The 26,623-nt window shown below is 73.6% G+C and carries 23 protein-coding genes and 1 tRNA gene; 10 read left to right on the top strand and 14 right to left on the bottom strand.

From position 1 onward, the window contains the following. Positions 1–3: 3 nt before the first annotated feature. The 5 genes from OG594_RS07365 (at position 4) to OG594_RS07345 (ending at position 5,634) form a co-directional block, all read left to right on the top strand. Positions 4–1,533, top strand: coding sequence for a protein phosphatase 2C domain-containing protein (locus OG594_RS07365; protein ID WP_266596403.1), 1,530 nt, complete (start codon positions 4–6; stop codon positions 1,531–1,533). 60 nt (positions 1,534–1,593) lie between these two features. Then, the gene (locus OG594_RS07360) at positions 1,594–2,928 is read left to right on the top strand and encodes a VWA domain-containing protein (protein WP_266596401.1); all 1,335 of its coding nucleotides are present in this window, start codon (positions 1,594–1,596) and stop codon (positions 2,926–2,928) included. 47 nt (positions 2,929–2,975) lie between these two features. Then, the gene (locus OG594_RS07355) at positions 2,976–4,022 is read left to right on the top strand and encodes an FHA domain-containing protein (protein WP_266602693.1); all 1,047 of its coding nucleotides are present in this window, start codon (positions 2,976–2,978) and stop codon (positions 4,020–4,022) included. A gap of 98 nt (positions 4,023–4,120) precedes the next feature. Then, positions 4,121–4,786 carry an HAD family hydrolase gene (locus OG594_RS07350; RefSeq protein WP_266596399.1) on the top strand — a complete coding sequence of 222 codons (666 nt, stop codon included), beginning with the start codon at positions 4,121–4,123 and terminating at the stop codon, positions 4,784–4,786. Then, positions 4,783–5,634 carry a DUF1932 domain-containing protein gene (locus tag OG594_RS07345; protein ID WP_266596397.1) on the top strand — a complete coding sequence of 284 codons (852 nt, stop codon included), beginning with the start codon at positions 4,783–4,785 and terminating at the stop codon, positions 5,632–5,634. Before OG594_RS07350 ends, OG594_RS07345 begins: the two co-directional genes overlap by 4 nt. 29 nt (positions 5,635–5,663) lie before the next feature. Here OG594_RS07345 and OG594_RS07340 read toward each other — a convergent pair whose 3' ends face one another. From OG594_RS07340 to OG594_RS07325, 4 genes are all read right to left on the bottom strand, one after another. Further along, positions 5,664–7,163 (bottom strand): hypothetical protein, encoded by a 1,500-nt coding sequence (locus OG594_RS07340; RefSeq protein WP_266596395.1) that lies wholly within the window; start codon positions 7,161–7,163, stop codon positions 5,664–5,666. Positions 7,164–7,220: 57 nt separating this feature from the next. After that, the gene (locus tag OG594_RS07335) at positions 7,221–7,880 is read right to left on the bottom strand and encodes a guanylate kinase (protein WP_266596393.1); all 660 of its coding nucleotides are present in this window, start codon (positions 7,878–7,880) and stop codon (positions 7,221–7,223) included. Continuing rightward, a complete protein-coding gene (locus tag OG594_RS07330) occupies positions 7,877–8,500 on the bottom strand; it encodes an AAA family ATPase (protein WP_266596391.1) in 624 nt (207 codons plus the stop codon). Before OG594_RS07330 ends, OG594_RS07335 begins: the two co-directional genes overlap by 4 nt. Before the next feature lie 132 nt (positions 8,501–8,632). Beyond that, complete coding sequence (locus tag OG594_RS07325; RefSeq protein ID WP_266596389.1) at positions 8,633–9,622, bottom strand: methyltransferase domain-containing protein; 990 nt, start codon at positions 9,620–9,622, stop codon at positions 8,633–8,635. A gap of 102 nt (positions 9,623–9,724) precedes the next feature. On the opposite strand from OG594_RS07325, the gene OG594_RS07320 reads away from it, so the two are divergent. After that, complete coding sequence (locus OG594_RS07320; protein ID WP_030715938.1) at positions 9,725–10,129, top strand: globin; 405 nt, start codon at positions 9,725–9,727, stop codon at positions 10,127–10,129. 53 nt (positions 10,130–10,182) lie between these two features. Here OG594_RS07320 and OG594_RS07315 read toward each other — a convergent pair whose 3' ends face one another. From OG594_RS07315 to ettA, 3 genes are read right to left on the bottom strand one after another with little or no spacing between them, the layout of a single operon-like run. Next, positions 10,183–10,902 carry a hypothetical protein gene (locus OG594_RS07315; RefSeq protein ID WP_266596387.1) on the bottom strand — a complete coding sequence of 240 codons (720 nt, stop codon included), beginning with the start codon at positions 10,900–10,902 and terminating at the stop codon, positions 10,183–10,185. After that, on the bottom strand, positions 10,899–11,399 hold the full coding sequence (locus tag OG594_RS07310; RefSeq protein WP_266596385.1) for a thioesterase family protein: 501 nt from the start codon (positions 11,397–11,399) through the stop codon (positions 10,899–10,901). The genes OG594_RS07315 and OG594_RS07310 overlap by 4 nt, the downstream gene beginning before the upstream one ends. A 10-nt stretch (positions 11,400–11,409) precedes the next feature. Further along, positions 11,410–13,074: an energy-dependent translational throttle protein EttA gene (ettA, locus tag OG594_RS07305; RefSeq protein ID WP_094744916.1), complete on the bottom strand. Its 1,665-nt coding sequence runs from the start codon at positions 13,072–13,074 to the stop codon at positions 11,410–11,412. Positions 13,075–13,594: 520 nt separating this feature from the next. Between ettA and OG594_RS07300 the strand changes: the two genes are divergently transcribed. Beyond that, a complete protein-coding gene (locus OG594_RS07300) occupies positions 13,595–14,155 on the top strand; it encodes a hypothetical protein (RefSeq protein WP_266596382.1) in 561 nt (186 codons plus the stop codon). 24 nt (positions 14,156–14,179) lie between these two features. On the opposite strand, the gene OG594_RS07295 is transcribed toward OG594_RS07300, so the two are convergent. From OG594_RS07295 to OG594_RS07275, 5 genes are all read right to left on the bottom strand, one after another. Further along, positions 14,180–15,652 (bottom strand): bifunctional phosphatase PAP2/diacylglycerol kinase family protein, encoded by a 1,473-nt coding sequence (locus OG594_RS07295; RefSeq protein WP_266596381.1) that lies wholly within the window; start codon positions 15,650–15,652, stop codon positions 14,180–14,182. A gap of 213 nt (positions 15,653–15,865) precedes the next feature. Further along, complete coding sequence (locus OG594_RS07290; protein ID WP_266596380.1) at positions 15,866–17,035, bottom strand: thioester domain-containing protein; 1,170 nt, start codon at positions 17,033–17,035, stop codon at positions 15,866–15,868. A gap of 227 nt (positions 17,036–17,262) precedes the next feature. After that, entirely contained in the window at positions 17,263–17,670 is a 408-nt protein-coding gene (locus OG594_RS07285) for a single-stranded DNA-binding protein (protein WP_266596379.1), read from the bottom strand. A gap of 122 nt (positions 17,671–17,792) precedes the next feature. Continuing rightward, on the bottom strand, positions 17,793–19,640 hold the full coding sequence (locus OG594_RS07280) for a GTPase (protein ID WP_266596378.1): 1,848 nt from the start codon (positions 19,638–19,640) through the stop codon (positions 17,793–17,795). Between the two features lie 4 nt (positions 19,641–19,644). Beyond that, the gene (locus OG594_RS07275) at positions 19,645–21,261 is read right to left on the bottom strand and encodes a dynamin family protein (protein WP_266596377.1); all 1,617 of its coding nucleotides are present in this window, start codon (positions 21,259–21,261) and stop codon (positions 19,645–19,647) included. A gap of 332 nt (positions 21,262–21,593) precedes the next feature. Here OG594_RS07275 and OG594_RS07270 point away from each other — a divergent pair. From OG594_RS07270 to OG594_RS07260, 3 genes are all read left to right on the top strand, one after another. Continuing rightward, a tRNA-Arg gene (locus tag OG594_RS07270) sits at positions 21,594–21,669 on the top strand. 638 nt (positions 21,670–22,307) lie between these two features. Beyond that, entirely contained in the window at positions 22,308–23,591 is a 1,284-nt protein-coding gene (locus OG594_RS07265) for a phosphoribosyltransferase (protein ID WP_266596376.1), read from the top strand. Between the two features lie 73 nt (positions 23,592–23,664). Beyond that, on the top strand, positions 23,665–24,786 hold the full coding sequence (locus OG594_RS07260) for a sulfite oxidase (protein WP_266596375.1): 1,122 nt from the start codon (positions 23,665–23,667) through the stop codon (positions 24,784–24,786). A gap of 72 nt (positions 24,787–24,858) precedes the next feature. On the opposite strand, the gene OG594_RS07255 is transcribed toward OG594_RS07260, so the two are convergent. Next, positions 24,859–25,674 (bottom strand): phosphate ABC transporter ATP-binding protein, encoded by an 816-nt coding sequence (locus OG594_RS07255; protein WP_266596374.1) that lies wholly within the window; start codon positions 25,672–25,674, stop codon positions 24,859–24,861. Between the two features lie 11 nt (positions 25,675–25,685). Beyond that, entirely contained in the window at positions 25,686–26,597 is a 912-nt protein-coding gene (locus OG594_RS07250) for a sortase (protein ID WP_266596372.1), read from the bottom strand. Between the last annotated feature and the right edge of the window lie 26 nt (positions 26,598–26,623).

The raw sequence follows: 26,623 nt of genomic DNA, 5'->3' as shown, positions 1-26,623 counted from the left end.
GTGATGTCGATGCATCGGCTGTCGGGCTGCCCCAGCTGCGCGGAACCCCTGGAGGAGGGTGACCGTTTCTGCGGCGTCTGCGGCTACGCCGTGAGCGCTCCTCCCCCAGCCGCCGTGGACCACCCGACCATCCCCATCCCACCGGCACCCGCGGCGCCACCGGAACCACCGGCCCGGCCGGCCCGGCCGGCCGCCGCGGGCGCCGCGGCGGGCGGTTACGGGAGCCCGGCCCCCGGTGTCCCGCACGCCGCGGTCGAGCCCGCCCCCGGCTGGGGCAGTGTGGCCGCGGCCGCGCCGACGCTGGTCGGCGACCCGGCCGCCTGGACCACCACCCCGGCGGAACCGGAGCCGGAACCGGAGCCTCGGCAGGGCCCGGCGGGGGTCACCTACGCGACCTCCGGCCACGGGAACCCGTACGGCACCGGCACCCCGCCGGAAGGCACCCCGTGGGGCGCGGCGGAGCACCCGTACGGCGCCGCGGACGGCCCCGAGACCCGCCACGACCGGCCCGGGGGCGACCCGGGCACGCCTGCGGAGGGGATGCCCTGGGGCCCGGGCGAAACCCCGTACGAGAATCCGCCCCAGCCCGGCGGACCGGCCGGCGGGAAGACCTGCGTCGCCTGCCGCGCCGGGCACGTCGACACCGACGGGTACTGCGAGCACTGCGGGCACGCGCAGCCCCGCGAGCGCGACCACATCGAGGAGGAGCTCGGGAGCGTCGCCGCCGTCACCGACCGGGGTCTGCGCCACCACCGCAACGAGGACTCGTTCGCCGTGTCGGCCACCGCCCTGCCCGACGGCTCCGCCACCACCGTGGCCATCGTCTGCGACGGCGTCTCCTCCGCCAGCCGCCCCGACGAGGCGTCGGCCGCCGCGGCCGTCGCCGCCAACGAGGCGCTGCTCGACGCGCTGCCGCGCGGCGCCCACCCCCAGGAAGCCATGCACGAAGCGATCCTGGCCGCCGCCCGCGCGGTGAACGCCCTGGCCCCGGAGACCCCCGGCGCACAGAACGCCCCCGCCTGCACCCTGGTCGGCGCCGTCATCGGCGGCGGCCTGCTGACCATCGGCTGGGTCGGCGACAGCCGTGCCTACTGGATCCCCGACGACCGCGCCGCCCTGCCCCGCCGCCTCACCGAGGACGACTCCTGGGCCGCCCAGATGGTCGCCGCCGGTCTGATGGGCGAGGCCGAGGCCTACGCGGACGTCCGCGCGCACGCCATCACCGGCTGGCTGGGGGCCGACGCGTACGACCTCGACCCGCACACCGCGACCTTCAAGCCCGACCACCCCGGTGTGGTGGTGGTCTGCACCGACGGACTGTGGAACTACGCGGAATCCGCGCGGGAGATGGCCCAGGTGGTACCCGCCGACGCCGCGACCCGCCCGCTGCACAGCGCCCAAGTACTGGTGGGGTACGCACTCGACGGCGGCGGCCACGACAACGTCACCGTGGCGGTCGTGCCGTTCGCCACGCACCCCGAGCAGGAACCGGGACCGGATGCGGAGCCGGGCCCGGCGGCAGGACCGGAATAGGAAGTGGAAGCGCGCCCGCAGGTCTGACCCGCCTGCCCGAGCCCCCTAGGAGTCCAACCGATGGCGAATTTCGCCAAGCCGAGTGCCCCACGGTTCAGCGTGGAGGTGTACCAGAACGAGTTCCTCCCCGAGGGCGGACGGGACGTCCACGCCATCGTCACGGTCACCGCCACCGGCGGTGCCACCGCCACGCGCGCGCCGGTCTCCGACGGCACGGCGGCCGTGGTGCTCATGGTCGACTGCTCGGGGTCCATGGAGTACCCGCCCGAGAAGATGCGCGGCGCCCGTGAGGCCACGGCCGCCGCCATCGACACCCTGCGCGACGGCACCGCCTTCGCCGTGATCGCCGGTACGCACGTGGCCAAGGAGGTCTACCCCGGCCAGGGCCGCCTCGCCATGGCGGACGCGAGCACCCGCGCCCAGGCCAAGGAGGCCCTGCGCGGGCTGAGCTCCGGCGGCGGCACCGCCATCGGCACCTGGCTGCGCCTCGCCGACGGCCTGCTGCGCGGCTCCACCGCCGCCATCCGGCACGGCATCCTGCTCACCGACGGCCGCAACGAGCACGAGGAGCCGGCCGTGCTCCGCGCCACCCTCGACGCGTGCGCCGGCCGCTTCACCTGCGACGCCCGCGGGGTGGGCACCGACTGGGACGTCAAGGAGGTCACCGGGATCGCGCACGCGCTGCTCGGCTCCGCCGACATCGTGGCCGACCCGGCCCACCTCGCCGAGGACTTCACGCGCATGATGGAGAACGTCATGGGCAAGGAGGTCGCGGACGTCGCGCTGCGCCTGTGGACCCCGGTCGGCGTGGAGATCCAGTACGTCAAACAGGTGGCTCCCGTCCTCCAGGACCTGAGCGACCGCCGCACCGAGGCGGGCCCGCGCGCCGGCGACTACCCGACCGGGTCGTGGGGAGACGAGTCCCGCGAATACCACGTGTGCGTCCGCGTCCCGACGGCCACGGTGGGCCAGGAGATGCTCGCCGCCCGCGCCACGCTCGTGCTGCCGCCCGCGGCGGGCGGTCCGGACGGGAAGCCGACCGTCCTGGCCCAGGGCCTGGTGCGCGCCGTGTGGACGGACGATCTGGCGGCGTCCACCGCCATCAACGCGCAGGTCGCCCACTACACGGGACAGGCGGAGCTCGCAGAAGCCATCCAGCAAGGTTTGGAAGCCCGCAAAATGGGCGATGTCGGTGGTGCCACGGCCAAGCTGGGGCGTGCGGTACAACTGGCGAGTTCCTCCGGGAACGCCGACACAGCACGACTCCTGGCGAAGGTGGTGGATGTGGTGGACGCAGTGGCGGGTACTGTGCGGCTGAAAGCGAAGGTCGCCGATGCCGACGAGATGACTCTTGACACGCGTTCGACGCAGACCGTCCGAGTGAAGAAGACCTGAGAAGACCTGACGTGATGACGCAGGGAGAAGAAGGGGGAAGCGCCGCCATGCCGACCTGCCCGAACGGGCACCAGTCCGCGTCCGACGACTGGTGCGAGGTCTGCGGCCACCGCATGGCTGCCTCGGAGGGACCGCCGCCGGTACCCTCCTACGGCTACGGCTTCCCCCCGACCGCCGGTGAACCGACCGCCCAGGCCGAGCTCTGCCCGCAGTGCCGGACCCCGCGCGAGGCCATGGCCCCGTTCTGCGAGGAATGCCGCTACAACTTCCTCACCCGTACCCCGACCTCGTACGCGCCGCCGGCCCCGGAACCGGGGCCCCAGGCGACGGGGGCCGGCGTCGGTGGCGGTGCCGGTGCCGGTGCCGGAGGCCGCGGTACGCCTCCGCCGCCCGTGCCCGCTCCCGGGACCTACTCCCAGGACCACTTCGAGTACCAGGGCTCGCGGCCGTCCCGGGTCAACCGGCCGGCCGAGCCGCTCCAGCGCGAGGACGACTGGCTGCTGCCGCCGCCCGCACACGAGGCGCCGCTGGAGTACCAGCAGGCCCCGCAGCCCCAGTACCAGCAGCAGCCCCCGCCGCCGCAGCAGCGGGAGTACCAGCAGGAGTACCAGCAGCAGGGACCGCCGCCCCAACAGCAGTACCAGCAGCAGCCTCCGCCGCAGCACCAGCCCTTCCCGCCGCAGGGCGGGGGCGCCTGGAGCGCGACGGTCGGCCCCGACCGCTCGTACTTCATGGCGATGATGCAGCGCAGCGGCCCCGAGGCCGCCGGGCTCAACCTGCCCGCCTACTCCCCGGAGCAGCACCTTCCGCTGTCCGGCGGCCAGATCACCATCGGCCGCCGCCGCGCCTCCACGGGCGAGTCCCCCGACATCGACCTGTCGGTGCCCCCGGAGGACCCGGGCGTCTCCCACCAGCACGCGGTGCTCGTCCAGCAGCCCGACCTCAGCTGGGCGGTGGTGGACCAGAACTCCACCAACGGCACCACCATCAACGGCGGCGAGGAGCCGATCCAGCCCTACGTCCCGGTCCCCCTCACCGACGGCGACCGCGTCCACGTGGGCGCCTGGACAACGATCACGATCCGCCGCGGCTGATCCCGCTCCTGTGGATCCACGACCGCCGGGCCCTTCACCGGGGCCCGGCGGTCCCCGCCGGGCGGACAGCCCGGATATGCGCGTACTAGTCTGCGCGGGTGCAGCGCCTCGCCCTCTTCGACCTCGACGACACGCTCATCGACCGCCGTCGCGCGCTCGAGGCGACGCTGACGCGATTCGCCTCCCGCCACGGCCTCACGGTAGATGAGCGGGACGCGCTCCTCGTCCGGCTGGACGAGCGTGCCGGCGCCGCGGACTTCTCGGTGATCCGCGAGCTCCACGGCCTTTCCCCCTCGGCCCGGACGTTGTGGCAGGAGTACCTGGCGGACATGGCGGCCTTCTCCGTGTGCCCGGACGAGGTACTGGACGGTCTGGACGACCTGAAGGGGCACGGCTGGCGGATCGGCATCGCCACGAACGGCTCCGCCGACATCCAGCGGGCCAAGCTGGAGGCCACCGGCATCGCGCAGCGGGTCGACGCCGTGTGCGTCTCGGCGGATCTGGGGCTCCGCAAACCCGACCCCCGGCTGTTCGCCACCGCTGTGGAGCTCTGCGGCGCTACCCCGAACGGCGGTGGCTGGATGGTGGGCGACGACCCCGTCAAGGACATCGCGGGCGGGCGTTCCGCCGGGCTCGCCACCCTGTGGATCGGCACCCCCGACCGCTGGCCGGGGGATCTGCACGTCCCCGACCTGACGGCCCCCACGGTGCTGTCTGCCATCCGTCTGCTCCTGGAACACACGGCCGAAGGGGGCACACGATGACAGGACCAGCCATTACGGTCGGACTGCTGCACCCGGGCAGCATGGGGGCTGCCTTCGGCGCACAACTGCGCGCACGGGGGGTCACCGTCCTGTGGTGCCCCGACGGCCGGAGCATCGCCACGCGAAGGCGTGCCGAGCAGGCCGACCTGGAGCCCGCGGACTTCTCCGGCCTCTTGGACCGCGCGGACGTGGTCCTGTCCCTCTGCCCTCCGGCCGCAGCCGAAGAGCTCGCCGCACAGGTCGCCGCACACGGCTTCGCCGGGCGCACGTACGTGGAGGCGAACGCGATCTCCCCGGGCCGCATGGGGCGCATCGCCGCCCTCCTGCCGCGCGCGGAGACGATCGACGCCGCCGTGGTCGGTTCCCCGCCCGTCGGTGGCAAGAGTCCGACGCTCTACCTCTCCGGGGAACGTCGCAGTACGGGCGAAGTCGAGCGGCTCTTCGCCGGTACCGACATCCGTACGCACGACCTGGGCACCGAGGTGGGAGCGGCGTCCGCCCTCAAACTTTCCTACTCCAGCTACCAGAAGGCGTCACGCGTCCTGGCCGCCTTGGCCTACGGCGCTGCGCAGGCGCACGGTGTCGGCGATGAGCTCTTGACCATCGCGGCGAAGCGGACGGGCAGCTACCTGACCGAGACGAGCTACATCCCCAAAACCGCCGCCCGTGCGTGGCGCTGGGGCCCCGAGCTCGCAGACGCGGCCGCGCTGCTCACCGATGCGGGCCTTCCCGACGAGCTGATGCTGGCCGCCGCGTCGACGCTCGGCCATTGGGACGGCGCGCGCGACGCCACCCTCACCGTCGAGGAGGCCCTGGAGCTGCTGCGCGGCGATCCGGACCGTAGCTGACGCCCGCGCTGTCCCAGGGAAGGCCGGCGTCAGCGCACCAGTTTGCGGATCACGATGCCCACGGTCAGGGTCGTGAAGAGCAGGCCACCGCCGGTACAGCCCACGGCGAGCGCCGTCCAAGCGTGCGTCTTCAGCTCGGACGGGGCGCCCACACCGACGTTCAGCCACAGGGCGCAGGCCAGGACGAGCGCCCTCCCCGCGGCCACCAGGTCGAGGAGACCACCGCCCTGTGGGTCCCGTGCGGCACCGGAGAGATGCAGGGCAACAGCCGTGGACAGCATGGCAGCGCCCAGGGTTCGCGCCGGGTTCCGCGCTCTCACACCCCACCCGAGGACGCCACCGAGCAGGGCACGCCCCGCGAGTCGCCGGAGCAGTGGCCCCTCGGCCGCCTCCCGCTGCCGGGTGAAGTAGTACAACTGATCGCCCTCCGACATGCGGCGGCGCCCGGTCAGTGTGGAACGCACCGCCTCCAGGGCCCCGGGGCTCACCCGGGTGAACACCCGGTCGAGGAAACCGGTGACGTGCTCGTCGTTCCGGAAGACCACATCGCCGAGGTCCACTTCCTGGACACTGCTCGTCCCCGCCAGCCGGTACCGGGCCGGGCCCACGGGCACTGCGAGCGCCCGGACCGAGGTGTCCACGAGCTCCACCACCACCGGAGACACCTCATCGGCGCTGGCGGCGAGGCTGGAGATGCTGGACGACCGGAAGACCAGCTCCGCGGCGGCGCCGGTGGTGGTGGGGGCGGTGTCCGGCGCCGTCTGCCGCCGCTGCGCGGGCACGGTCTCCGCGTGGCGCAAGCCCCGTACCACCACCGGGCCCCGGACCTCGCTGTCGAGCAGCGCGCTGGCCTCGGCAGGCACCACCATGCCGTTGATGCGCAGACCGTCCCGGCAACGCACCCCCGTACCGCGGAAGGGTGCGTCCACGCGGACCCGTCGCAGCAGCAGGGCGGCGACGTCGACCTCGTCGAGGGTGAGGGACGCCAACCACAGGTCGTCGAGGGTGATGGTTTCGGTGACGTGCACGTTCTCCAGGGACACCTGAGGCCGGCGCTGCCGCCCAACGGCAGCTTGGCTGCGCAGGGCCAGCGTGGCCGCCCGCAGTCGTTTGAGCTGGACCGGCCCGCGCATCGCCGAGATCTGCACCGAGTCGGACACGCGCACGCCCTCGAAACGCGTCGGCCCGCAGGAGTGGACGTCCAAGGCCTCCAGGGCCGTCTCGCTCACATCGACCTCGGTGTTGCGAGGGGTGTTGCGAACAACAAGCCGGCCGATCCGAGAGTTGCTCACTAGCAGGGCATCGGCAGTGCAGTGGTCGACGACCAGCTCCTCGATGACGCACGAGCGCAGGGTGACCGCCCCCGCCACGTTCACCCGGTGGAGGGCCAGCCTGCCGGCAGTGAGCGAATCCAGAACCAGGGGTTCGTCGATGTCCCTCTGCCGGATCGTCAGGTCCCGCTCCCGGCCTGTCGACGCGTCCAGGTCCGCCGCACGTGCCAGCTCGTCGAGCGTGCTGATCGTCCCCATGTGTGTTCCCTCCCCACCGTGATGTACGGACCGCCCCGCAACGTCGTACCCGCGCCCTCACCGTTCGACGGTCGCGGCCTCCCCGAGGAAGGCGGCCAGGCCCGCGGCCCGGTGTCGCTCCCCGCGGTGGTGCGCATGGGCCCGGGCGATGCTCTCGGCGGCCCCGGCCGGGTCGGTGTGATCGGTGCGCATCAGCAGGTCGAAAGGCTCCTCGCCGTCGGGCACCGTGCCCAGATCGGCCAGCGCCTCGTCCCAGGCGGCGAGCCGGTCCCCGGTGTCCCGGTCGCCCCTGCCTCGGGACCGCTGCTCGCACACGTCACGGGGCACCCACAGGAGCACGCACAGCCACGGCTGTCGAACGGCACCGGTGAAGCTCCGCAGGTGCCCCATGCTGCCGATGTGCACGAGCGGAATGCGACCGGCCCTGGTCATGGTGTCCAGGTCGTCGCGGTCGATGGCGTACGTGTTGCCGTACCGCCGGGTCTCCAGCACCACACGCCCCGCGGCGCGCAGGGCGGCCAGTTCCTCGCCGTCGGCCATGCGGTAGCCGGTGGTGCGCCCGGACCCCACCTTGATCTTGGTCAGCTGACCGTACCGCGCGTCCAGACCCGTCAGCGCGGCACTGACCGTGTCCTTGCCCGCCGTCGGAGGGCCGAAAAGGACGACCCCTCCAAGGCTCCCTTCACCCTGCGCGTTCGCCTTCGTGTTCACGTTCACGCCAGCGCCTCGCCGTATCGACGGGACAGGACCATGGCCACCGATTCCACCTGCTCGGCGAGCGGTGTCATCGCGGTGATCCGGTTGTCGACGAAGTGGAACTCCCCGACCGGACGCCGCTCCAGGGAGATCGAGGCGAGGTACTGCCGCCAGTTCGCGAGCTTCCACGTGTCCCGTGCCGCGTTGCGCGAAGTGAGCCTCTCACGCATCGACGACGCGTCGCTGTCCACCCACACCACCTCCAAGCCGGCGCCCAGACGCGAACAGTGGCGACGTGTCCGGGCGTACCACTGGTCGTCGACGACCTCGGCGAGGAAGGGCGCCACGGCGACCACCGGCACCCCGCACTCGAGGTTCTCCCAGCACGCCTTCATCAGAGACTCGTACTCCAACGGGCGCACGTTCTCGGCGTAGACGCTGCTCTGCCGGTCATCGGGGTCACCGTTGAGATAGGACAACAACGACTCCGTGAGCGGCCTCGTCAAGGTGTCCTTGTCCAACAGCGGCCAACCGGTCGCCTGCGACATCATCTTCCCCGCCTCGGATTTGCCGGATCCGGCATATCCAGCGACGAGGACGAGCGCGAGTCCGTGCTCGTCGGCCTCCGAACCGATACTCAACGATGCTCCCCCGGGGCGTGACATGAGCGTTCCATCTTCGGAACTGTAGCGCCAACTGATCAACATCACGCCGGAGTTCAATATCCGTGGCCAACACGACCGACGCCGAGCACCGTCCGACCCGCGGCTGATTCATCCCTCCCCCAGGGGCCAGACGTACGGCCCCTGGGGATCGTCCAGCCACGACCATTGGCCCTCGGTGCTGACCGAGACCCCGAAGCGTTCCCGGGCCGGGCGGCCCTCGCGGCGCCACAGGTCCAGGGCCTCGCGGGGGTGCAGGGCGCCCGCGGTCAGCACGAGCATGAACTGGAAGCGCTCGTTCTCCACCAGCTCGTACGGAAGCCCGTATTCCGTACCGGCCGGGGCGGGCGGCCGGGCGGCCGTGGCCCCGCGCAGCGGGACGAAGTACGCCGACGTGTGCAGGAAGTTGCCCTCGGCGAAACCGGCGTCCCGGACGGTCAGCGCGATCAGGCCGGTCGACAGCGGCGCCAGGATCCGCGCCCCGGGCCGGCACTGGCCGAGCCAGGCGTGCGGGACCAACGGCAGCGTGCAGGTCACCATGATCCGGTCGAACGGGGCCCGGGCGGGGCAGCCGCGCGCGCCGTCCCCGGTGACCACCACCGGGTGGTAGCCGAGCTCGGCCAGGTGCGCCCGCGCGGACTCGGTGATCTCCTCGTCCAGGTCCACGGTGGTGACGTGCTCCTCGCCGAGCCGGTGGCAGAGCAGGGCCGCGTTGTAGCCGGTGCCCGCGCCGATCTCCAGGACGTCGTCGCCGTCGCGCACGTCCAGGGCGGCCAGCATCTTCGCCATCAGGGACGGCTGGCTGCTGGAGGAGACCTGCAGGCCGTCGCGCATCCGCGTCGCAAGCGGGGTGTCGACGTAGACCCCGCGGAGCCAGCGGGCCCGGCGTTCGGGGTCGGGGTCCTCGGCCCACAGCCGCTCGTGACCGGCACCGCGACCGGTCCAGAAGTACGGGACGAACACGTGCCGGGGCACGGCGGCGAAGGCCGCCCGCCAGCGCGGATCCTCCAGCACCCCGGCGGCGGTCAGCTCCCGCACCTGGGCGGCGTGCGCGGTCTCCCGCAGGTCCCGGGTCTCGGTGTGCGCGGTGTGTGCGGCCATGCCTCCACTGTCCTTCGGCGGGCCGCCGCGTGCGAGCGCGCGGGCCCGGGGGATGGTCCTAGGACCTCGGTCCTGGATCCGGGCGTCTGAGACGATGGTCGGGTGAATGAGATTCCGCGGGGCACGCTTCAGGAGCAGACCTTCTACGAGCAGGTGGGCGGCGAGGACACCTTCCGCCGCCTCGTCCGACGCTTCTACGAGGGGGTCGCGGAGGACCCGCTGCTGCGCCCGATGTACCCGGAGGAGGACCTGGGCCCCGCCGAGGAGCGGTTCGCGCTGTTCCTGATGCAGTACTGGGGTGGTCCGACCACCTACAGCCAGCACCGCGGCCACCCGCGCCTGCGGATGCGGCACGCGCCGTTCCAGGTCGACGCGGCCGCTCACGACGCGTGGCTGCGGCACATGCGGGTCGCGCTGGACGAGCTGGGCCTGGCGCCGGAGCACGAGGCGCAGCTGTGGAAGTACCTGACGTACGCCGCCGCCTCGATGATCAACACGGCGGGCTAGACACCCCTAGCGGACTTTCCGGGAAACAGACCGGTCAGACCCGATCAAACCGGTCAGACCGGCCGGACCTGGAGGGCGCCCAGGCCGCCGGTGACGCCGGGGCGGCGCATGGCGACCGATCCGTACGGGGTGCGCAGCCGCAGCCAGGTCCCGGCGGTGAGCAGCGCCACGGGGGCGGGGTCGCCGGGCAGGGGGGCGGGAGCGGAGGCGGGCACGGCGGCCCGTACCGGCCGCAGGAAGCCCAGGGACTGCGCGGCGTGCACGGCGCGCAGCGGGAGCTCTGTGTCGCCCAGGGTGCGGGACCAGATCTCGCGGCCGATGCGGTCGCGCTCGGACCGGGTGCGGTGCTGCACGGGCAGGGCCTCGTCCCGGGCCCGGAACTCGGCGACGGCGGCGGCCACGGCCGCTCCCATCGCCTCGGGGGCGGGCAGCCCCGGAACCTGTCGCCAGCCGCCGCGGGGCGGGAGCACGCCGGCCCAGGGCGGTCCGGTGACCGGCCCGGGCACGGTGGCCTCGGCAGCGGCTTCGTCCACGGACTCCAGCAGCTCACCGGCGGACACCGTCAGGTCCAGCGGCGCCGCGACGGGTGCGGCGAGCCGCACCGTACGGATGGCGAGGATGTCGAAGGACGGCGGCCGTCCGAAGACGGCGAGCGCGCCGCCGCCGGCCTGGAGGCGTACGGCGGCGGCGCGGTCGTAGTGCACCAGCCGGCCCAGGAAGGCGGCGAGGTCCGCCGCCTCCCCGGAATCGGCGAAGCGCAACTGGTCGTTCATGCCGCGAGGGGCCCTTCCCGGCCGGTGCCGGTCTCGGACCCGGTCTCGGACCCGGTCGCGGAACCGGTCGCGGGCTCGTCGAGGTACTCCTCGAGGAAGTGCCTCTCCTCGGCCGTGATGCGGCGGGGCCGCCCCGCGGCGAGGTTGTAGGGCACGACCACCGTCTCGGCCCGCACGTAGACCGTCTCGGGCGCGTCCTCGGTCGCCTCGTCCTTGACCTCGTAGCGGATGGTCAGGGACGCGGCGCCTATCCGGGTCACCCAGGACTCGATGAGGACGGGCTCGTGGCGGTGCACGAGGGGCAGCTTGTAGTCGATCTCGTGACGGGCCACGACGGACCCGCCGGTGAAGGACTCACTGCCCTCCCCCGGCGCGAGGCGGAACATGAAGTCGATCCGCGCCTCCTCCAGATAGCGGAGGAAGACGACGTTGTTGACGTGCCCGAAGGCATCCATGTCCGCCCAGCGCAAGGGGCACCGGTAGTGGTGTCTGGCCATGACGGCGACCTCAGCCTCGGGTGAGCTTCTTGTAGGTGGCGCGGTGCGGACGAGCCGCGTCCGGGCCCAGCCGCTCGATCTTGTTCTTCTCGTACGACTCGAAGTTGCCCTCGAACCAGTACCACTTGGACTCGCCCTCGTACGCCAGGATGTGCGTGGCGACCCGGTCCAGGAACCAGCGGTCGTGGGAGATGACCACGGCCGCACCGGGGAACTCCAGGAGCGCGTTCTCGAGCGAGGACAGGGTCTCGACGTCGAGGTCGTTGGTGGGCTCGTCGAGGAGCAGCAGGTTGCCGCCCTCCTTGAGCGTCAGCGCCAGGTTGAGGCGGTTGCGCTCACCACCGGACAGGACGCCGGCCGGCTTCTGCTGGTCCGGGCCCTTGAAGCCGAAGGCACTGACGTACGCGCGGGACGGCATCTCGACCTGGCCCACGTTGATGTAGTCCAGCTCGTCCGACACGACCGCCCAGAGGGTCTTCTTGGGGTCGATGTTGGCGCGGGACTGGTCGACGTAGCTGATCTTGACGGTCTCGCCGACCTTGATGGCACCGGAGTCCGGCGTCTCCAGGCCCTGGATCATCTTGAAGAGCGTGGTCTTGCCGGCGCCGTTCGGGCCGATGATGCCGACGATGCCGTTGCGCGGCAGCGTGAAGGACAGGTCGTCGATGAGGACCTTGTCGCCGAACGCCTTGGTGAGGTTGTTGACCTCGACCACGATCGAGCCCAGGCGCGGGCCCGGCGGGATCTGGATCTCCTCGAAGTCGAGCTTGCGCATCTTGTCGGCCTCGGCCGCCATCTCCTCGTAGCGGGCGAGGCGGGCCTTGGACTTGGTCTGGCGGCCCTTGGCGTTGGAGCGGACCCACTCCAGCTCTTCCTTGAGGCGCTTCTGGCGCTTCTCGTCCTTGCGGCCCTCGACCTTGAGGCGGGTGGCCTTCTTCTCCAGGTAGGTGGAGTAGTTGCCCTCGTACGGGTGGGCGCGGCCGCGGTCGAGCTCGAGGATCCACTCGGCGACGTTGTTCAGGAAGTACCGGTCGTGGGTGACGGCCACGACGGCGCCCTTGTACTGGGCCAGGTGCTGCTCCAGCCAGTTCACGGACTCGGCGTCGAGGTGGTTGGTGGGCTCGTCGAGGAGCAGCAGGTCGGGGGCCTCCAGCAGGAGCTTGCAGAGGGCCACGCGGCGCTTCTCACCACCGGAGAGGGTGGTGACCGGCCAGTCGCCGGGCGGGCAGCCCAGGGCGTCCATGGCCTGCTCCAGCTGGGCGTCCAGGTCCCACGCGTTGGCGTGGTCCAGGTCGTCCTGGAGCTTGCCCATCTCCTCCATCAGCTCGTCGGTGTAGTTCGTCGCCATTTCCTCGGCGATCGCGTTGAACCGGTTGAGCTTGGTCTTGATCTCGCCGACGCCGTCCTCGACGTTCTCGAGCACGGTCTTGGACTCGTCGAGCTTGGGCTCCTGCATGAGGATGCCGACGGAGTAGCCGGGAGAGAGGAAGGCGTCACCGTTCGACGGCTGCTCCAGACCCGCCATGATCTTGAGAACGGTGGACTTACCGGCGCCGTTCGGGCCGACCACACCGATCTTCGCGCCGGGCAGGAAGTTCAGGAAGACGTCGTCAAGAATCACCTTGTCGCCGTGCGCCTTGCGCGTCTTGCGCATGGTGTAGATGAACTCAGCCAAGAGAAACCGTCCGGCAGATCGATGGTGGGCAGATACACCCCATCTTGCCGTACGTCCATACCCGCGGGCGAATGGGTAGGGTCGGGCGCCCCTGGCTTCGGGCGCGATCGGAGGCCACGCCTCCGCCTGCGATCACTGTCGGTCATCACCTTCGGGGAGATCGGCGATCGTGCCCGACGAGGACCCGCGGCGGGTACTGGTCGTGCGCCTTGCGTTCCGATGGGGCGCCCCTCACCGTCCCGTACGAGGTCATGCGCTGGTTCGTGGACCGGGTCGGGGTGGAGGTCCGCTCTCGCGGGCCCGGGTGGAGCTGCGGCCCGAGCTGGTGGAGGTCGTTCGCGGACCGCGCCAGGGGTGAGCGCTTCGGGACCCTCGGTGACGAGGACTTTCCCTCCACGAGGCGGCCGCCCCGGCGGGTACGGGGCGCCCTCACGGTTTCCGCGCCGCCCCGGGGCCCGGGCCGGGCAGGATGGTGGGGAGTGCGGGGGCGCGGCCTCCGTCGGCCGTAACGGAGGTACATGTGAACAACGCGCTGCTGGCGCTCGCCGGCGCGATCGTCGCGGTGACCGGCACCCTGCTCGCGCCGATCCTCTCCCAGCGCGTGCTCGCACGCGTGCAGACGGAGCAGTTCGAACGGCAGGAGCGGGCGGCCGACGCCCAGTGGGTGCGCGAGCAGCGCGTGGCGGGGGTGGAGAAGCGGCAGGCCTGCTACGTCACGGCGAACTCCGGCTACCGCCGCTACCGCATCGAGCTCATGAAGTACCTGTGGCTCGTCCACAAGGGCGAGGTCACCGTGCAGGCGCGGACCGATCTGGAGGAGACGCGGCTCGCCATGCACACCGCCTTCGCGGAGGCCCAGATGATCGCCTCGGACGCGGTGCTGCGGGAGCTGGACGCGATGACGGCGACCCTGGCCGGCGCGTACAGCCGCACCCTGCACCTGGAGGAAGGCAACCCGCACCCCGGCTGGTCGTTCGAGGAGATACAGGCCGAGCTGCTGGAGCTGGGCGACCGCTGGAAGAACATGCGGGGCCTCATGCGGGCCGACCTGGGCGTGGATCCGGGGCCGGCCGGCTCCTGACCGGGGCGCGACGGGCGGACCCGGTCAGCGGGGGCGGTAGACGGTCAGGGCGTCGGGGAGCTGGTCGAGGACGAGGGCGGTGGGGGCCTCGGCGTACTCGCCGTCGTAGGCGAGCGGGGTGCCCGCGGGGATGTCCCCGATGCGCAGGCTGCGCAGGCGGGTGGCCACGTGGACGGGGGAGCGGCTGAGCGGGCCCGTGAACGCGGCGGCCAGGAGCCGGGGGCCGGGGCGGCCGCCGCCGTGGACGAGCCGCAGGTCCAGCAGGCCCTCGCCGAGATTGTCGCGGCGGCGGGGGGTGGGGCCGGTGCCGTGATAGGTGCCGTTGCCCGCGAAGAGCAGCCATACGCTCCGGGGCCGCCCGGCCAGCCGCAGCCGCACGGGCCGCTGGGAGCGCAGGACCCGCCAGGCCGCCAGCAGCGCGGCCGGGCCGCCGCCGATGCGCGGGCCCCAGCGCAGTCGGTGGCCCAGCAGTTCCGGATAGGCGCCGATGCTGAAGTTGTTCAGGAAGTAGCCGCTCTCGCCACCGGGCCCCGGGGAGAAGCGGCCCACGCCGACGCGGACGGCCTGGCCCTGCGCCACGGCCTCGCACGTCGCCTCGACCCCGGCGAGGCCGAGGTCCAGCGCGAAGTGGTTGAGGGTGCCGCCGGGGAACACGGCCAGCGGCACCCCGGCCCCCAGTGCGGCGGTGGCGGCCGCGTTGACGGTGCCGTCGCCGCCGCAGACCCCGAGCACGGTGGCCCGCGAGGCCGCCTTCGCGAGCGCGGCGGGCAGTTCCGGGCCCTCGCACTCGATCACCTCGGCCGCGGGCAGGCGGGTGCGCAGTGCGTCGAGACCCTCGGCAGCCGTCCCGGACCCGGTGTTGACCACCACGGTGAGCCCGGCCCCGTCGGGCAGCGCGGGGGCCCCGGCGGCCGTCCGCTCATCGCCCGGCACGACCCGGGCCTCCTGCGCGTCGCGCGCGAGGCGGCGTACGACGAACCCGGCGGCCACCCCCAGCGATGCGCCCACCAGTACGTCGGAGGGGTAGTGCACCCCGGTGTAGACGCGGGAGAACGCCACGGACGCGGCGACCGGGGCCAGGACGGCCCCCCAGCCGGGGGAGGCCAGCGCCACGCCGGTGGCGAAGGCGAAGGCAGACGCGGAGTGCCCGGACGGGAAGGAGGTGGTCTGCGGCTGTGTGGCCAGCTGCCGGTTCAGGGGCACGCCTTCCAGCAGCGGCCGCGGCCGGCGTACGGACCACTTGCCGACGGTGTTGATGGTCGCGGACGCCAGTGCCAGCGAGGCGACCCCGCGCACGGCGGCCTTGCGGGCACCGGCCGACCCGAAGACCGCGATCGCCGCGGCGGCCCCGCCCCACAGCACCCCGTGGTTCGCGGCCCGGCCGAGCCGCGGCAGCACCCGGTCGGCCCCGGGCCAGTGCCGCCGGGCCACCGCGTCGAACGCCCGGCGGTCCCACCGGGCGAAGGTGCCGGACCAGGTCAGTTCTTGATCAGCCATCTTCTGCCCTTACCCCGGGCGGCGGATCCGAACCGGTCCGCGCGCCCACCCGGCCCATCGGGCCCCTTCCCTCGGTCCCTCAGGGCGTGTCCTCGTGTCCTCGTGCCGTTGTGTCCTCGTGCCGTTGTGTCCTCGTGCCGTCGTGTCGTTGGGTCGTCGTGTCGTTGGGTCGTCATGTCCCCGTGTCGTCGTGTCCCCGTGCCCGCTGGCGACTCAGCGCGTGTCTTCTTCGTCCTGCGGGCGCTTGCGGAGCAGCAGCACCACCAGGCCGCCCAGGACCACCAGGCCCACCGCCAGGGAGGCGATGACCGGGGTGGCCGCCGAGCTGCCGCTGGTCGCCAGCCGCTCCTCGTCCGGGGAGGTCGTCGCGAGGGCCGTGGACCGCTCGCCCAGTACCTCGGCCGCCGAGCCGGAACCGGCCCCCGGGGCATCGCCCGGGGTGGCTTCCACCGCCGTCGCCGGGGGCTGCGGCCAGACCGCCGTGGCCGTGGCGGTGGCCGCGGACTCGCTGGAGCCGGCCACGATCTGGGCGTGGGCCAGCAGCTCGCCGGTGAAGACCCGCCCGACCGGCACCTTGGTCGTGCCCTGGACGGTGACCGAGGCCGTCCCGTCGGGGGTGCCCGCGGGCACCTCGAAGTACAGCCGGCTGCCGTTGACGGCGGTGGTCAGCGGCTGCCCCTCGGCGTCCACCACCCGCACCCCCATCGCGACGGCCGCCGCGTCCGGGATGACCGACACGCTCGGCGCCCCGGTCCGCACGGTCACCGGGCCGAGCCGGGTGCCCACCGCCCCCGACACGTCGCCGGGGTCCAGCCCGAGCGAGGCCGGCGGCTCCGGCAGCTGCCCGGCGGCCCGCTGAAGGTAGTCGGCCAGTTTCTCGGCCGCCGGGTCGGCGGCCTCGACCTGCGCCCCGTCCGCCAGCCGCCAGATCGCCACCTGGGTCCCGGCGGCCGCGCTCTGTGCCGTGAGGGCCCCGGCCCCGGCCGCCTTGGCGAGCCCGGCCAGATCGTTGTGCTGCGGGTAGGAGTGTTCCAGGACCCAGCGGATCCGGCCCGCCTCCCGGTTGCCGGCGAGCGGGCTGACGCTCCAGGCGCTCTCGGTGTACCGGGCCTGGGGCTGGGCGTTGCCCGTCACGCCGACCCCGTACGTCTGGAGCATCCCGCCGCCGTCGACCCGCATCTCGAACAGCCCGGCCGGGATCTGCCGGACCGAGCCGTCACCGGACCGCAGGACCGCCAGCCCGAACGTCTTCAGCCCGTCGAGCACGGCGCTCGCACCCTCGGGTGACCTGGGCGCCACCGGGCCGGAGTCGGCGGCCGCCCGCGCCGCGGGAGCGGTGGCGAGGGTCGCGGCCAGCAGGGCCACTGCCAGCGGCCGGCGCACGGAGCCCCGTACCGCGGCGGGAGGTTCGAGAGGAACCGGGGCAGGAGCTGGAGCTGGAGCTGGAACAGGGGCAGGAGCCGGCGCAGGAGCCGGAACGGGCCCGAGCACAGACGCAGGAGTGGGAGCAGGAGCGGAGGATGCGGGAACGGCAATCGACACAGTCTTCCCCTTCGGGCCAATGACCCAGGTGCCCGTGAGTACCGGGGAATCCTATCCGCCTCGAACACTCAGACCACCGCCGCCTTCTGAGTGGCCATCAGCGGCGTGTCCGTCCGCACCACGCGCCGGAAGGCGGCGGTCCCGCGGTTCAGGTCGTGACCGATGGCCGTCGCGTCGACCTCCGCGGAGAACCACCGGTTGCCCTCTCCGTCGGGCGGGTCGTCCCGCACCCGCAGCCGCCCGTGCACCACCAACGGCTCGCCGACGGATACGGAACCGGCGAGGTTCACGGCGAGCGCCCGCCGCGCCCACACCGTGTAGAAGCTGGTGGTCCCGTCCGTCCACACGTCCTTGCGCCGGTCGAAGTACCTCGGCGTCACCGCGAAGCGGAACCGCGCCGCCGGACCGTTCGCCGTCTCCTTGTAGTCGATCTGCGTCGCCACATAACCCACCAGCGTCACCTGGGTGTCGTACATCCCGGCCGCCCTCCCCCATGGTCGCGGTCCGTACGGATCCGCACGGACCAGCCGTACGGACCATCCGCACGACGTACGAACCATGCTGGGGCAGGGCGCCGGTCCCCGCTCCGGCCTGTGGATTACTGCCGGGTTGTGGACAACCTGCTCCCCCCTGCGGCCACCGTGGCGTACTGCTCCCGCACCTCCCGGTAGCGCAGCAGCTCCGCCGCCACCGGTTCCAGCACCCGGGCCCGACCGCACCCGGCCGCCGCCTGCCGCAGTCGGCGCTCCGCGTCCTGCCCGTACCTCCGCGCCGGACCCCGGGCCGCGATCGAGCAGGACCATTCCACGAGCGGGCCGCCGATGATGCCCGCCACCATCAGCAGCACCGGCGGCATCAGCCGCGGTTCCAGGACCCCGACGATCTGCCCGACCAGCCACAGCCCGCCGAAGACCTGCAGCAGGGTCATGGCCGCCTGCCCCAGCACGGCCGCCGGCCACCACGTGGGCCGCGGCGGTTTGGCGCTCGGCACCACGACCGCCGCCCCGAGGGTCACCGCGATCTCGTCCAGCGCCTCCGGCAGCCGGTCGGCGCCGCGCACCGCGGTCTCCCGGACCGCCTGCGCCCACGGCTCGGGCAGCCCGGACACCGCCTCGTCGGCGACCACCCGCACGGCCTGCTCCACCCGCTGACGTGCGGTCACCTCCTCCTCCTCGGCCGGGGCCTCGGCGACGACCTGGCCGCGCCCGCCGATCGCCGCGAGGGCGGCCAGACCCGCCAGGGTGCGCGGCGCGCGGCGGCCCTCGTACCAGCGCCACAGCCGCAGCCACGGCGTCCCGCACGCCTTGCCGGCATTGCGCCGCCACGCGCGCTCGGCGGCGAGGCCGGCCGCGTACGCCCCGACCGCCTCGGCGAGCCGGTCCTCGAACTCGGCGCGCGCCGCCTCCCCGATCTCCGGCCCGGTGTGCCCGTCCGCCACGTACAGCGGTCGCAGCCGCCCGGCCGCGCGGTCGACGTCGGCGGAGATCCGCCGGGTGGCCGCGCCCTTCTCCTGGGTGAACTGTCCGAGGAGCTCGCGCAGTTCCCCGACGCCCTCCCCGGTGAGTGCGGACAGCCCGAGGACGGTGGCACCGGGCTCGCCGTGCTCGCCGAGGGCGATGCCGTCCTCGTCGAGGAGCCGGCGCAGGTCGTCCAGTACGAGGTCGGCGGCCTCCCCGGGCAGCCGGTCCACCTGGTTGAGGACGACGAAGGTCACCTCCGCGTGCCCCGCGAGCGGTCTCAGGTACCGCTCGTGCAGCACGGCGTCCGCGTACTTCTCCGGATCCACCACCCACACCACGGCGTCGACCAGTGCCAGCACCCGGTCCACGTGGTCCCGGTGCGCGCCGACCGCCGAGTCCAGGTCGGGCAGGTCGACGAGGACCATCCCGCGCAGCGCCTCCGCCTCCGAGGTCTCGCGGGGCCGGCGCCGCAGCCGCCCCGGGATCTCCAGCCGGTCCAGCAGGCCGGCGGCTCCGTCCGACCAGCTGCACGCGATGGGCGCGGCGGTGGTCGGGCGGCGCAGCCCCATCTCGGAAATCTGCACACCGGCGAGTGAATTGAAGAGAGTGGACTTGCCACTTCCAGTGGCTCCGGCGATCGCGACGACCGTGTGCTGGGGCGACAGCCCGCGGCGCGCGGCCGCCTCGTCCAGGACCCGCCCGGCCTCGGCGAGGGTCTTTCCGTCGAGCCTGGTCCGGGAGAGTCCGACCAGCTGGCGCAGTGCGTCGAGGCGCAGCCGCAGGGCCTGTCCCTCGGGGCTGAGCGGGGGCGCGGTCGACTTGCCGCCGTCGCTGCCGGCGCCGGAGACGGCCCGTACGAGGGCATCGTCGCCCTCGTCGCCCTCGTACTCCTCCTCGTCCTGGTCGCCGTCGACGGCCCGGGGGCGCGAGCGCGCGATGAGTCCGTCGTCCCAGCGGTCGTCGGTGCGGTCGGTCAGGGCGGTCACCGCGTCACCTCTCCTTCTGCAGTACGGACAGCGCGGCAATCAGCTCGGCCTGTGGTTCCGGGGTCACTTCGAGTGCCTCCAGCGGGGCGAGCCGGCGGTCGCGTTCGGCGCGCAGCACCTGGTCGAGGTGGTCGCCGACCAGCTCCCCGCCCCGGTCGCGCAGCCGCAGGGCGGCCTGAGCGCCGATCCGTTCGGCGAGCTTCTCCCCCGCGGGCCGGGCCCGTTTGCCGCCGAGGAGGGCGGCGACGAGCAGGGCGGCCACGCCGTCGGGTTCGGGTGCGGGCTGCCGGTCGCTCTTGGCCACCTCCTCTTCGGCGAGTTCCTCCAGGACCCGCCGCCAGCGGCGTACGGCCATGCCGATGCGGTCGCCCGCCTCCCGGTCGGGCGCGGGCAGCGAGAGCGCGCCGGCGGCCGGCTCGCGCCGCCAGGCCTCGGCGATGCGCTCGTCGGCGGCGGCGACGGCGCACTGGAGGAGCGCGGCGAGGGATTCGGAGAGCGACTCCAGCAGTTCGTCGGCGCTCGTGTCGAGCGGGTAGCCGCGCCACCGGGTCAGGGCGTCCCCGGCCAGTACGGCGCCGTGGTCGAGGCGGCCCCGAACCCGCTTGCCCTCGCGTTTGTACGCGTCCTCGACGGCCGAGGTCAGCCGTACGGCGGCGGCGTGCTGGGCGGCGACGGCGGAGGCGAGTTCGGGCATCCGGCGCTTCAGCGAGTCCAGCGCGCCGAGCGCGGTGCGCCCGACGGCGTACTGCCGGGCGGCCGGGTCCTGCGCGTGGTGGGCGAGCCAGGCGAACAGCGGGGCGACGGCGCTGGCCGGCAGCAGACCGCCCCCGCCGGTGGACTCGGGCAGCTCCGGGACGGTGAACCGCGGTACGTCGCCCAGCCCGGCCTTGGTGAGCAGGGCCCCGTACTGCCGCGAGACCTCGGCGAGCACCTGGTGCGGGACCCGGTCGAGGACGGTGATGAGGGTGACCCTGTACTGCTTGGCGGTGCGCAGCAGGTGCCAGGGGACGGCGTCGGCGTACCGCGAGGCGGTGGTGACCATCACCCAGACGTCGGCGGCGCAGATGAGTTGGGCGGCGAGGGTCCGGTTCTCGACCACGAGGGAGTCGATGTCGGGGGCGTCGAGGATGGCGAGCCCGCGCGGCAGGCTGGAAACCGTCTCGATCCGCATCTCGCGGGTCGCGTGGGTGTCGGCCGATGCGCGGTCACGGGCCCGGGGTCTGGCGGCGGGGGGCACCTCCTCTTCCCCGTGCGGGACCCAGACCCGCATCAGGTCGGGCAGTACGCGCATTCCGGCGAACCAGTGGTGGTCGTCCGGATGACAGACGAGCACCGGTGTGCGCGTGGTCGGGCGCAGCACCCCGGCTTCGCTGACCTGTCGGCCGACGAGGGAGTTGACGAGGGTGGACTTACCGGCCCCGGTTGATCCGCCGACGACGGCGAGCATCGGCGCCTCGGGCGCCTTCAGCCGGGGTACGAGGTAGTCGTCGAGCTGCGCGAGCAGCTCGGCTCTGGTCTGGCGGGCGCGCGGAGCGCCGGGCAGGGGCAGCGGCAGACGCACGGACGCGACCCGGTCGCGCAGGGCGGACAGGGCATCGAGCAGCTGAGGCCGAACATCCAAGGTCACCACATGCGAAGAATGCCCAATTTAGGACCATTTTTGAAGCTTATACGTCCCCTGCGCGCCGACGGCGACTCCAGTGAGACATTCTGGGCACGACGGACGAGTGGGGCGCAGGCATAACGAGTGCACAACACCAGGGGCGTCGCGGCGCAAAAGCGATGCGAGAATCGCACCTGCCTGCGATTATCGGGACCGCTTCACCGAACCTCCACATCGTGGCCCGCGAGTGAAGCAACCGGGACAAGGCAGCCGGAGCCCTATCCTTGACCCGGCACGGACCGCAGCCCCACCCCCACCGGGGGCTCCAGGCCCACCAAGGCCGCCTTCCGGCCCCCGTAGCTCAGTGGATAGAGCAGGTGCCTTCTAAGCACTTGGCCGCAGGTTCGAGTCCTGCCGGGGGCACCACTTCTCCACCGCCCAAAGCCCTCCCTCCGCGGAGGGCTTTCGCGCAGGTCGGAGCGGCCGGGGAGCGCTTCGGAGCGCTGCGGCAAGGACCGGCCGCGGCGGGCCATCGGGATGCCGGTCCACGCCGAGGGCGTGGCGTGCGCCGGTTCGACGCGGAGCCCCGACTGGGCCGTCACACCGATGCGTTGGCCGCCGCGGCCGGCCGCAGGCGTTGACGGTCCACGACCGCTGCGGCGCGGTCCGGGCATCGCGCACCGGCTTCGGTTCCTCACCCCCACGTGCCGCGGAGCGCCCATGTCACGCCGCTCCGCAGTGAGTTCGGCCACGGTCCGGGCCGCCCGCTCCGGGGCGGCTCCCGGTCGTCGAAGTCGTCGTGGAGCGGGACCCGGAGCCGCTTGCGTCCGACCGGGCACGGGCGCTCGAGGTCACCGGCCGCCATCGGCTTCCGGTCCGCAACCGGCGACCGGCGACCGGCGAGCGGTACGGAGTGCGCGGTCGTGGGCGTCGGCCTCGCGGGCCGGTTCTTCGGGCGGGCTCCCGTCGCGCCCTGACCGACTTGCGGGAAGGCCGGGGATGCGGTTGCGTCGAAGGAGATGGGTACGTGGTTTCCGTCTCCCCTGGGTTGGGGGTGAGCCATCGTGCTGTTCACCCATCGCGCGGAGGCCGGCGAGCGGCTCGCCGAAGCGCTCCGGTACCTGAAGGCGGAGCATCCCGTCGTACTGGGCCTGCCCCGCGGCGGGGTCCCGGTCGCCTACCGGGTGGCCCGCGCGCTCGGCGCCCCGCTCGATGTGATCGTGGTGCGCAAGCTCGGCGTCCCCTACCACCGTGAGCTGGGCTTCGGCGCCATCGGCGAGGGCGGCGTACGCGTCCTCAGCGAGGACATCGTTCGCGGCAGCCGCCTGGGACCGCAGGACATCGAGGCGGTCGAGCGCGCCGAGACGGCGGAGCTCGCCCGGCAGGCCACCAGGTTCCGCGGGGACCGGCCGCGGGTGCCCCTGGAGGGTCGGACCGTGATCGTCGTGGACGACGGGATCGCGACCGGGGCCACGGCGGTCGCCGCGTGCGAGGTCGTACGGGCGCAGGGTGCGGCGCGCGTGGTACTGGCCGTTCCGGTGGCCCCGCCCGACGCGGTCACCCGGCTGGGCACCGCGGCCGACGAGGTGGTGTGCCTGGCCACGCCGCACGCCTTCCGGGCCGTCGGCGAGTGGTACCAGGACTTCTCCCAGACCCCCGACGAGGAGGTCGTCTTCCTGCTGGCCCGGGCGGCGGCCGACCCCGTCACCCGCCCGCCCGTCCGGGCCGTCGAGGTCGAGGTGGAAGCCGGCGGCCTCGTCCTGGCCGGGGACCTCGCCCTGCCGGAGGACGTCGGGGCGGTCGTGGTGTTCGCGCACGGCTCCGGCAGCAGCCGCCACAGCCCGCGCAACCGGTCGGTGGCCGCGGACCTCAACCGGGCGGGCCTCGCCACCCTGCTCCTCGACCTGCTCACGCCCGACGAGGAGGCCGACCGGGCCAACGTCTTCGACATTGAGACCCTGGCCGGGCGGCTCGCGGCCGCCACCGCCTGGCTGCGCCGCCGCGAGCTCCTCCCGACGGGCTGGTTCGGGGCGAGCACCGGGGCCGCCGCCGCGCTGTGGGCGGCCGGGGAGCCGGGCGCCGAGATCGGCGCCGTGGTGTCCCGCGGTGGTCGCCCGGACCTGGCCGGTGCGCGGCTCGCCACCGTACGGGCCCCCACGCTGCTGATCGTGGGGGGCCGGGACTCGACGGTGCTCGACCTCAACCGGCGGGCCCAGCGCGAGCTGCGCTGCGAGAACCGGCTGGAGATCGTCCCGGGGGCCACCCACCTCTTCGAGGAGCCGGGGGCCCTGGACGAGGTGGCCGGCCTGGCCCGCGACTGGTTCACCCGCCACCTGGTGCAGCCGTAGGAGCGACCGGACGGGGTGGGCTCGCTGGCGGCAGCGGTGGCGCGGCAGCCGCGGCACGCGCGACGATGAGGAGATGGAGCAGGCGTCGGTGCAGGATGTCAGCACCCCGGGCCGCATCGCGTCGCCCGGTGAGGGCATCGGCCCGGAGGAGCTGGCGCTCGCGGCCCGCAACCACGGCCTTCCGCTGGAGGCCCTGCGCTACGAGGTCACGCCGCCCGGGCTGCACTACGTCCTGGTCCACTACGACATACCCGCCGCCGACCCGGCCGGCTGGACCCTCACCGTCGGCGGCCGGGTCCGTACCCCGCTGGCCCTGGACCTCGCCGCCCTGCGCGCGTTCCCCGCGGTCACCCACCGCGTCACCATGGAGTGCGCGGGCAACGGCCGGGCCCGCCTGACGCCCCGACCGGTCAGCCAGCCGTGGCTGGTCGAGGCGGTGGGCACCGCCGACTGGACGGGCGTACCGCTGCGTCTGGTGCTCGCCGCGGCCGGGGTGCGGGAGGACGCCGTCGAGGCCGTGTTCACCGGCGCCGACCACGGGGTCGAGCGCGGCGTCGAGCAGGACTACCGGCGCAGCCTGCCGGTGGCCGCCGCCACCGGGGACGACCCCGAGGTGCTGATCGCCTACGCCATGAACGGCCTGCCCCTGCCCCCGCAGCACGGGTGTCCGCTGCGGCTGGTCGTCCCCGGCTGGTACGGCATGGCGCACGTCAAGTGGCTGCGCGAGATCACCCTCGTCGACGCGCCGTTCACCGGGTTCCAGCAGGCCGTGGCCTACCGCTACCGGCGGGCCGCCGACGATCCGGACGACCCCGGCGAGCCGGTCACCCGGATCGCGCCGCGCGCCCTGATGGTCCCGCCCGGATTCCCCGACTTCATGTCCCGCACCCGTGTCGTGCACCCCGGCCCCGTACCGCTGGAGGGGCGGGCCTGGTCCGGCCACGGGGCCGTCGACCGGGTGGAGGTGAGCGCCGACGGGGGCGGCTCCTGGATCCGGGCCGAGGTCGCGCCGCCGGGGCCGCACCGGTGGGCGTGGCAGGCCTGGTCCTGTGTCTGGGCGGCGGAGCCGGGCCGCCACGCGCTCACCGTCCGCGCCACGGACGCCGAGGGCGGCACGCAGCCCCTCGAACAGCCCTGGAACCGGGGCGGTTTCGGGAACAACCTGGTCCAGCACGTCCCGGTCCTGTGCTGCTGAGCGGAGCGGCGGACGCCACCGCCACCGCCACCGCCACCGCCACCGCCACCGCCACGGGACGAGGGCAGGACGTCAGCCGAAGCGGCCCTCGACGTAGTCCGCGGTGCGCTGGTCCGAGGGGGCGGAGAACATCGCCGGGGTGGAGCCGTGCTCGACGATCCGGCCCGGGGTGCCCTGCTCGGCGAGGAAGAAGGCGCACTGGTCGGAGACGCGGGCCGCCTGCTGCATGTTGTGGGTGACGATCACGATGGTGACCTCCTCGGCCAGGTCCCGGATGGTCTCCTCGATGCGGCGGGTCGACGTGGGGTCCAGGGCGGAGCAGGGTTCGTCCATGAGGAGCACCCGCGGGCGGACCGCCAGCGAGCGGGCGATGCACAGGCGCTGCTGCTGGCCTCCGGAGAGGGCGCCGCCGGGCTGGCGCAGGCGGTCGCGGACCTCCTTCCACAGCCCCGCCTTGCTCAGGCACTCCTCGACCAGGTCGTCCTTCACGGCCCCCGGGGCGCGCACGCCCGTGAGCTTCAGGCCCGCCGTGACGTTGTCGTAGACCGACATCGCGGGGAAGGGGTTCGGCTTCTGGAAGACCATGCCGATGCGGCGGCGGGCGTCCGTCAGCCGGCGGCCGCGGGCGTAGACGTCTTCACCGTCGAGCAGGACCTCCCCGGCCAGTTCGGCGCCCGGGATCAGCTCGTGCATGCGGTTGAGGATGCGCAGGAAGGTCGACTTCCCGCAGCCCGAGGGGCCGATCAGGGCCGTCACCCGGCTGGCGGGCATCTCCAGCGAGACCCGGCTGAGGACCTTGCGGCCGCCGAACCAGGCGGAGATCCCGCGGGCGTCCAGGGAGGAGGCACCCGTGGAGGTGGCCTGGGGCAGGGTGAGCGTCTCGGTCATGGGGGCCTCGTTCACAGGAGGTTGGGCAGGAGCAGGGCGGCTTGGTCGGACACGGCGAGGCCGAGGGCGGCCAGTGCGGGGAAGCCCACCAGCCAGGTGTGGGCGCGGCCCCAGCGGACGCGGGCCCAGGCCAGGGCGGCCGCCGCGAGCAGGAGGGCCTGGCCCCACAGGATCAGCGGCATCCAGGCCGCGGACTGCCCGGCCATCGGGGCCTCGTCGGCGGGCAGCCGACCGGGGGCGCGTCCGCCGGACTGCTGGGCGGGCGAGACGAGTTCGGCGTCGACCTGGAGCACACCGCTCGGCATGTACGGGGTTCCGTCGGCAGTCATCAGGGTCAGCAGGCCCGCCTCCCCCGTCGGCCGGGCGGGTTGCGGGTCCCCGGCCCGGCGGACGCCGAGGACCCGGTACGCGTGCTCGCCCTGCCCCGTGGTGACGGTGAAGGTCTCGCCCCGCTCCAGGTCGCCGATGTGGCCGAACGGACCGCCGTAGCCCGCCTGGCGGCCCATGAGGATGCTGGTTCCGGGTTGGCCGGGCAGCACGGTGTCGCGGCGGTGCCCGGGGCCCGCTGCCAGCACCTCGGCGGTGGTCGCCTCGCGGACCACCTCCCGTACGCCGATCTGCGGGATGGTCAGCAGCGCGACGGGGGCGCCGACCTCGGTCGGGCCCAGCGGGGCGGTGGCGTTGGCAAGCTGGTCGCGCAGTTCGGCGTACCCGACCCGGCGGTCGCGTTCGTGCCGGAGGTGGCCGAGCGGCCCGACCTCGGCGACGAAGCCGAGGAGGAGCGCACCCAGGATGGCCAGGGCGGCGCCGGTGGCCCACAGGCCGGGGCCGGCTGCCGGGGCGGACCCCGGCCCCGCCGGAGCACGGACGGCTCCGGCGGGTTCGGGGAGCACGTCCACCGGCTCGGTGGCGGTGGCGGTCATCTGTCCTTCTCCGTCGCTCGATTGCT

The sequence above is a fragment of the Streptomyces sp. NBC_01214 genome (assembly GCF_026340975.1).
Lineage (GTDB): Bacteria > Actinomycetota > Actinomycetes > Streptomycetales > Streptomycetaceae > Streptomyces.
This window is presented reverse-complemented; position numbering and strand designations above follow the sequence as displayed.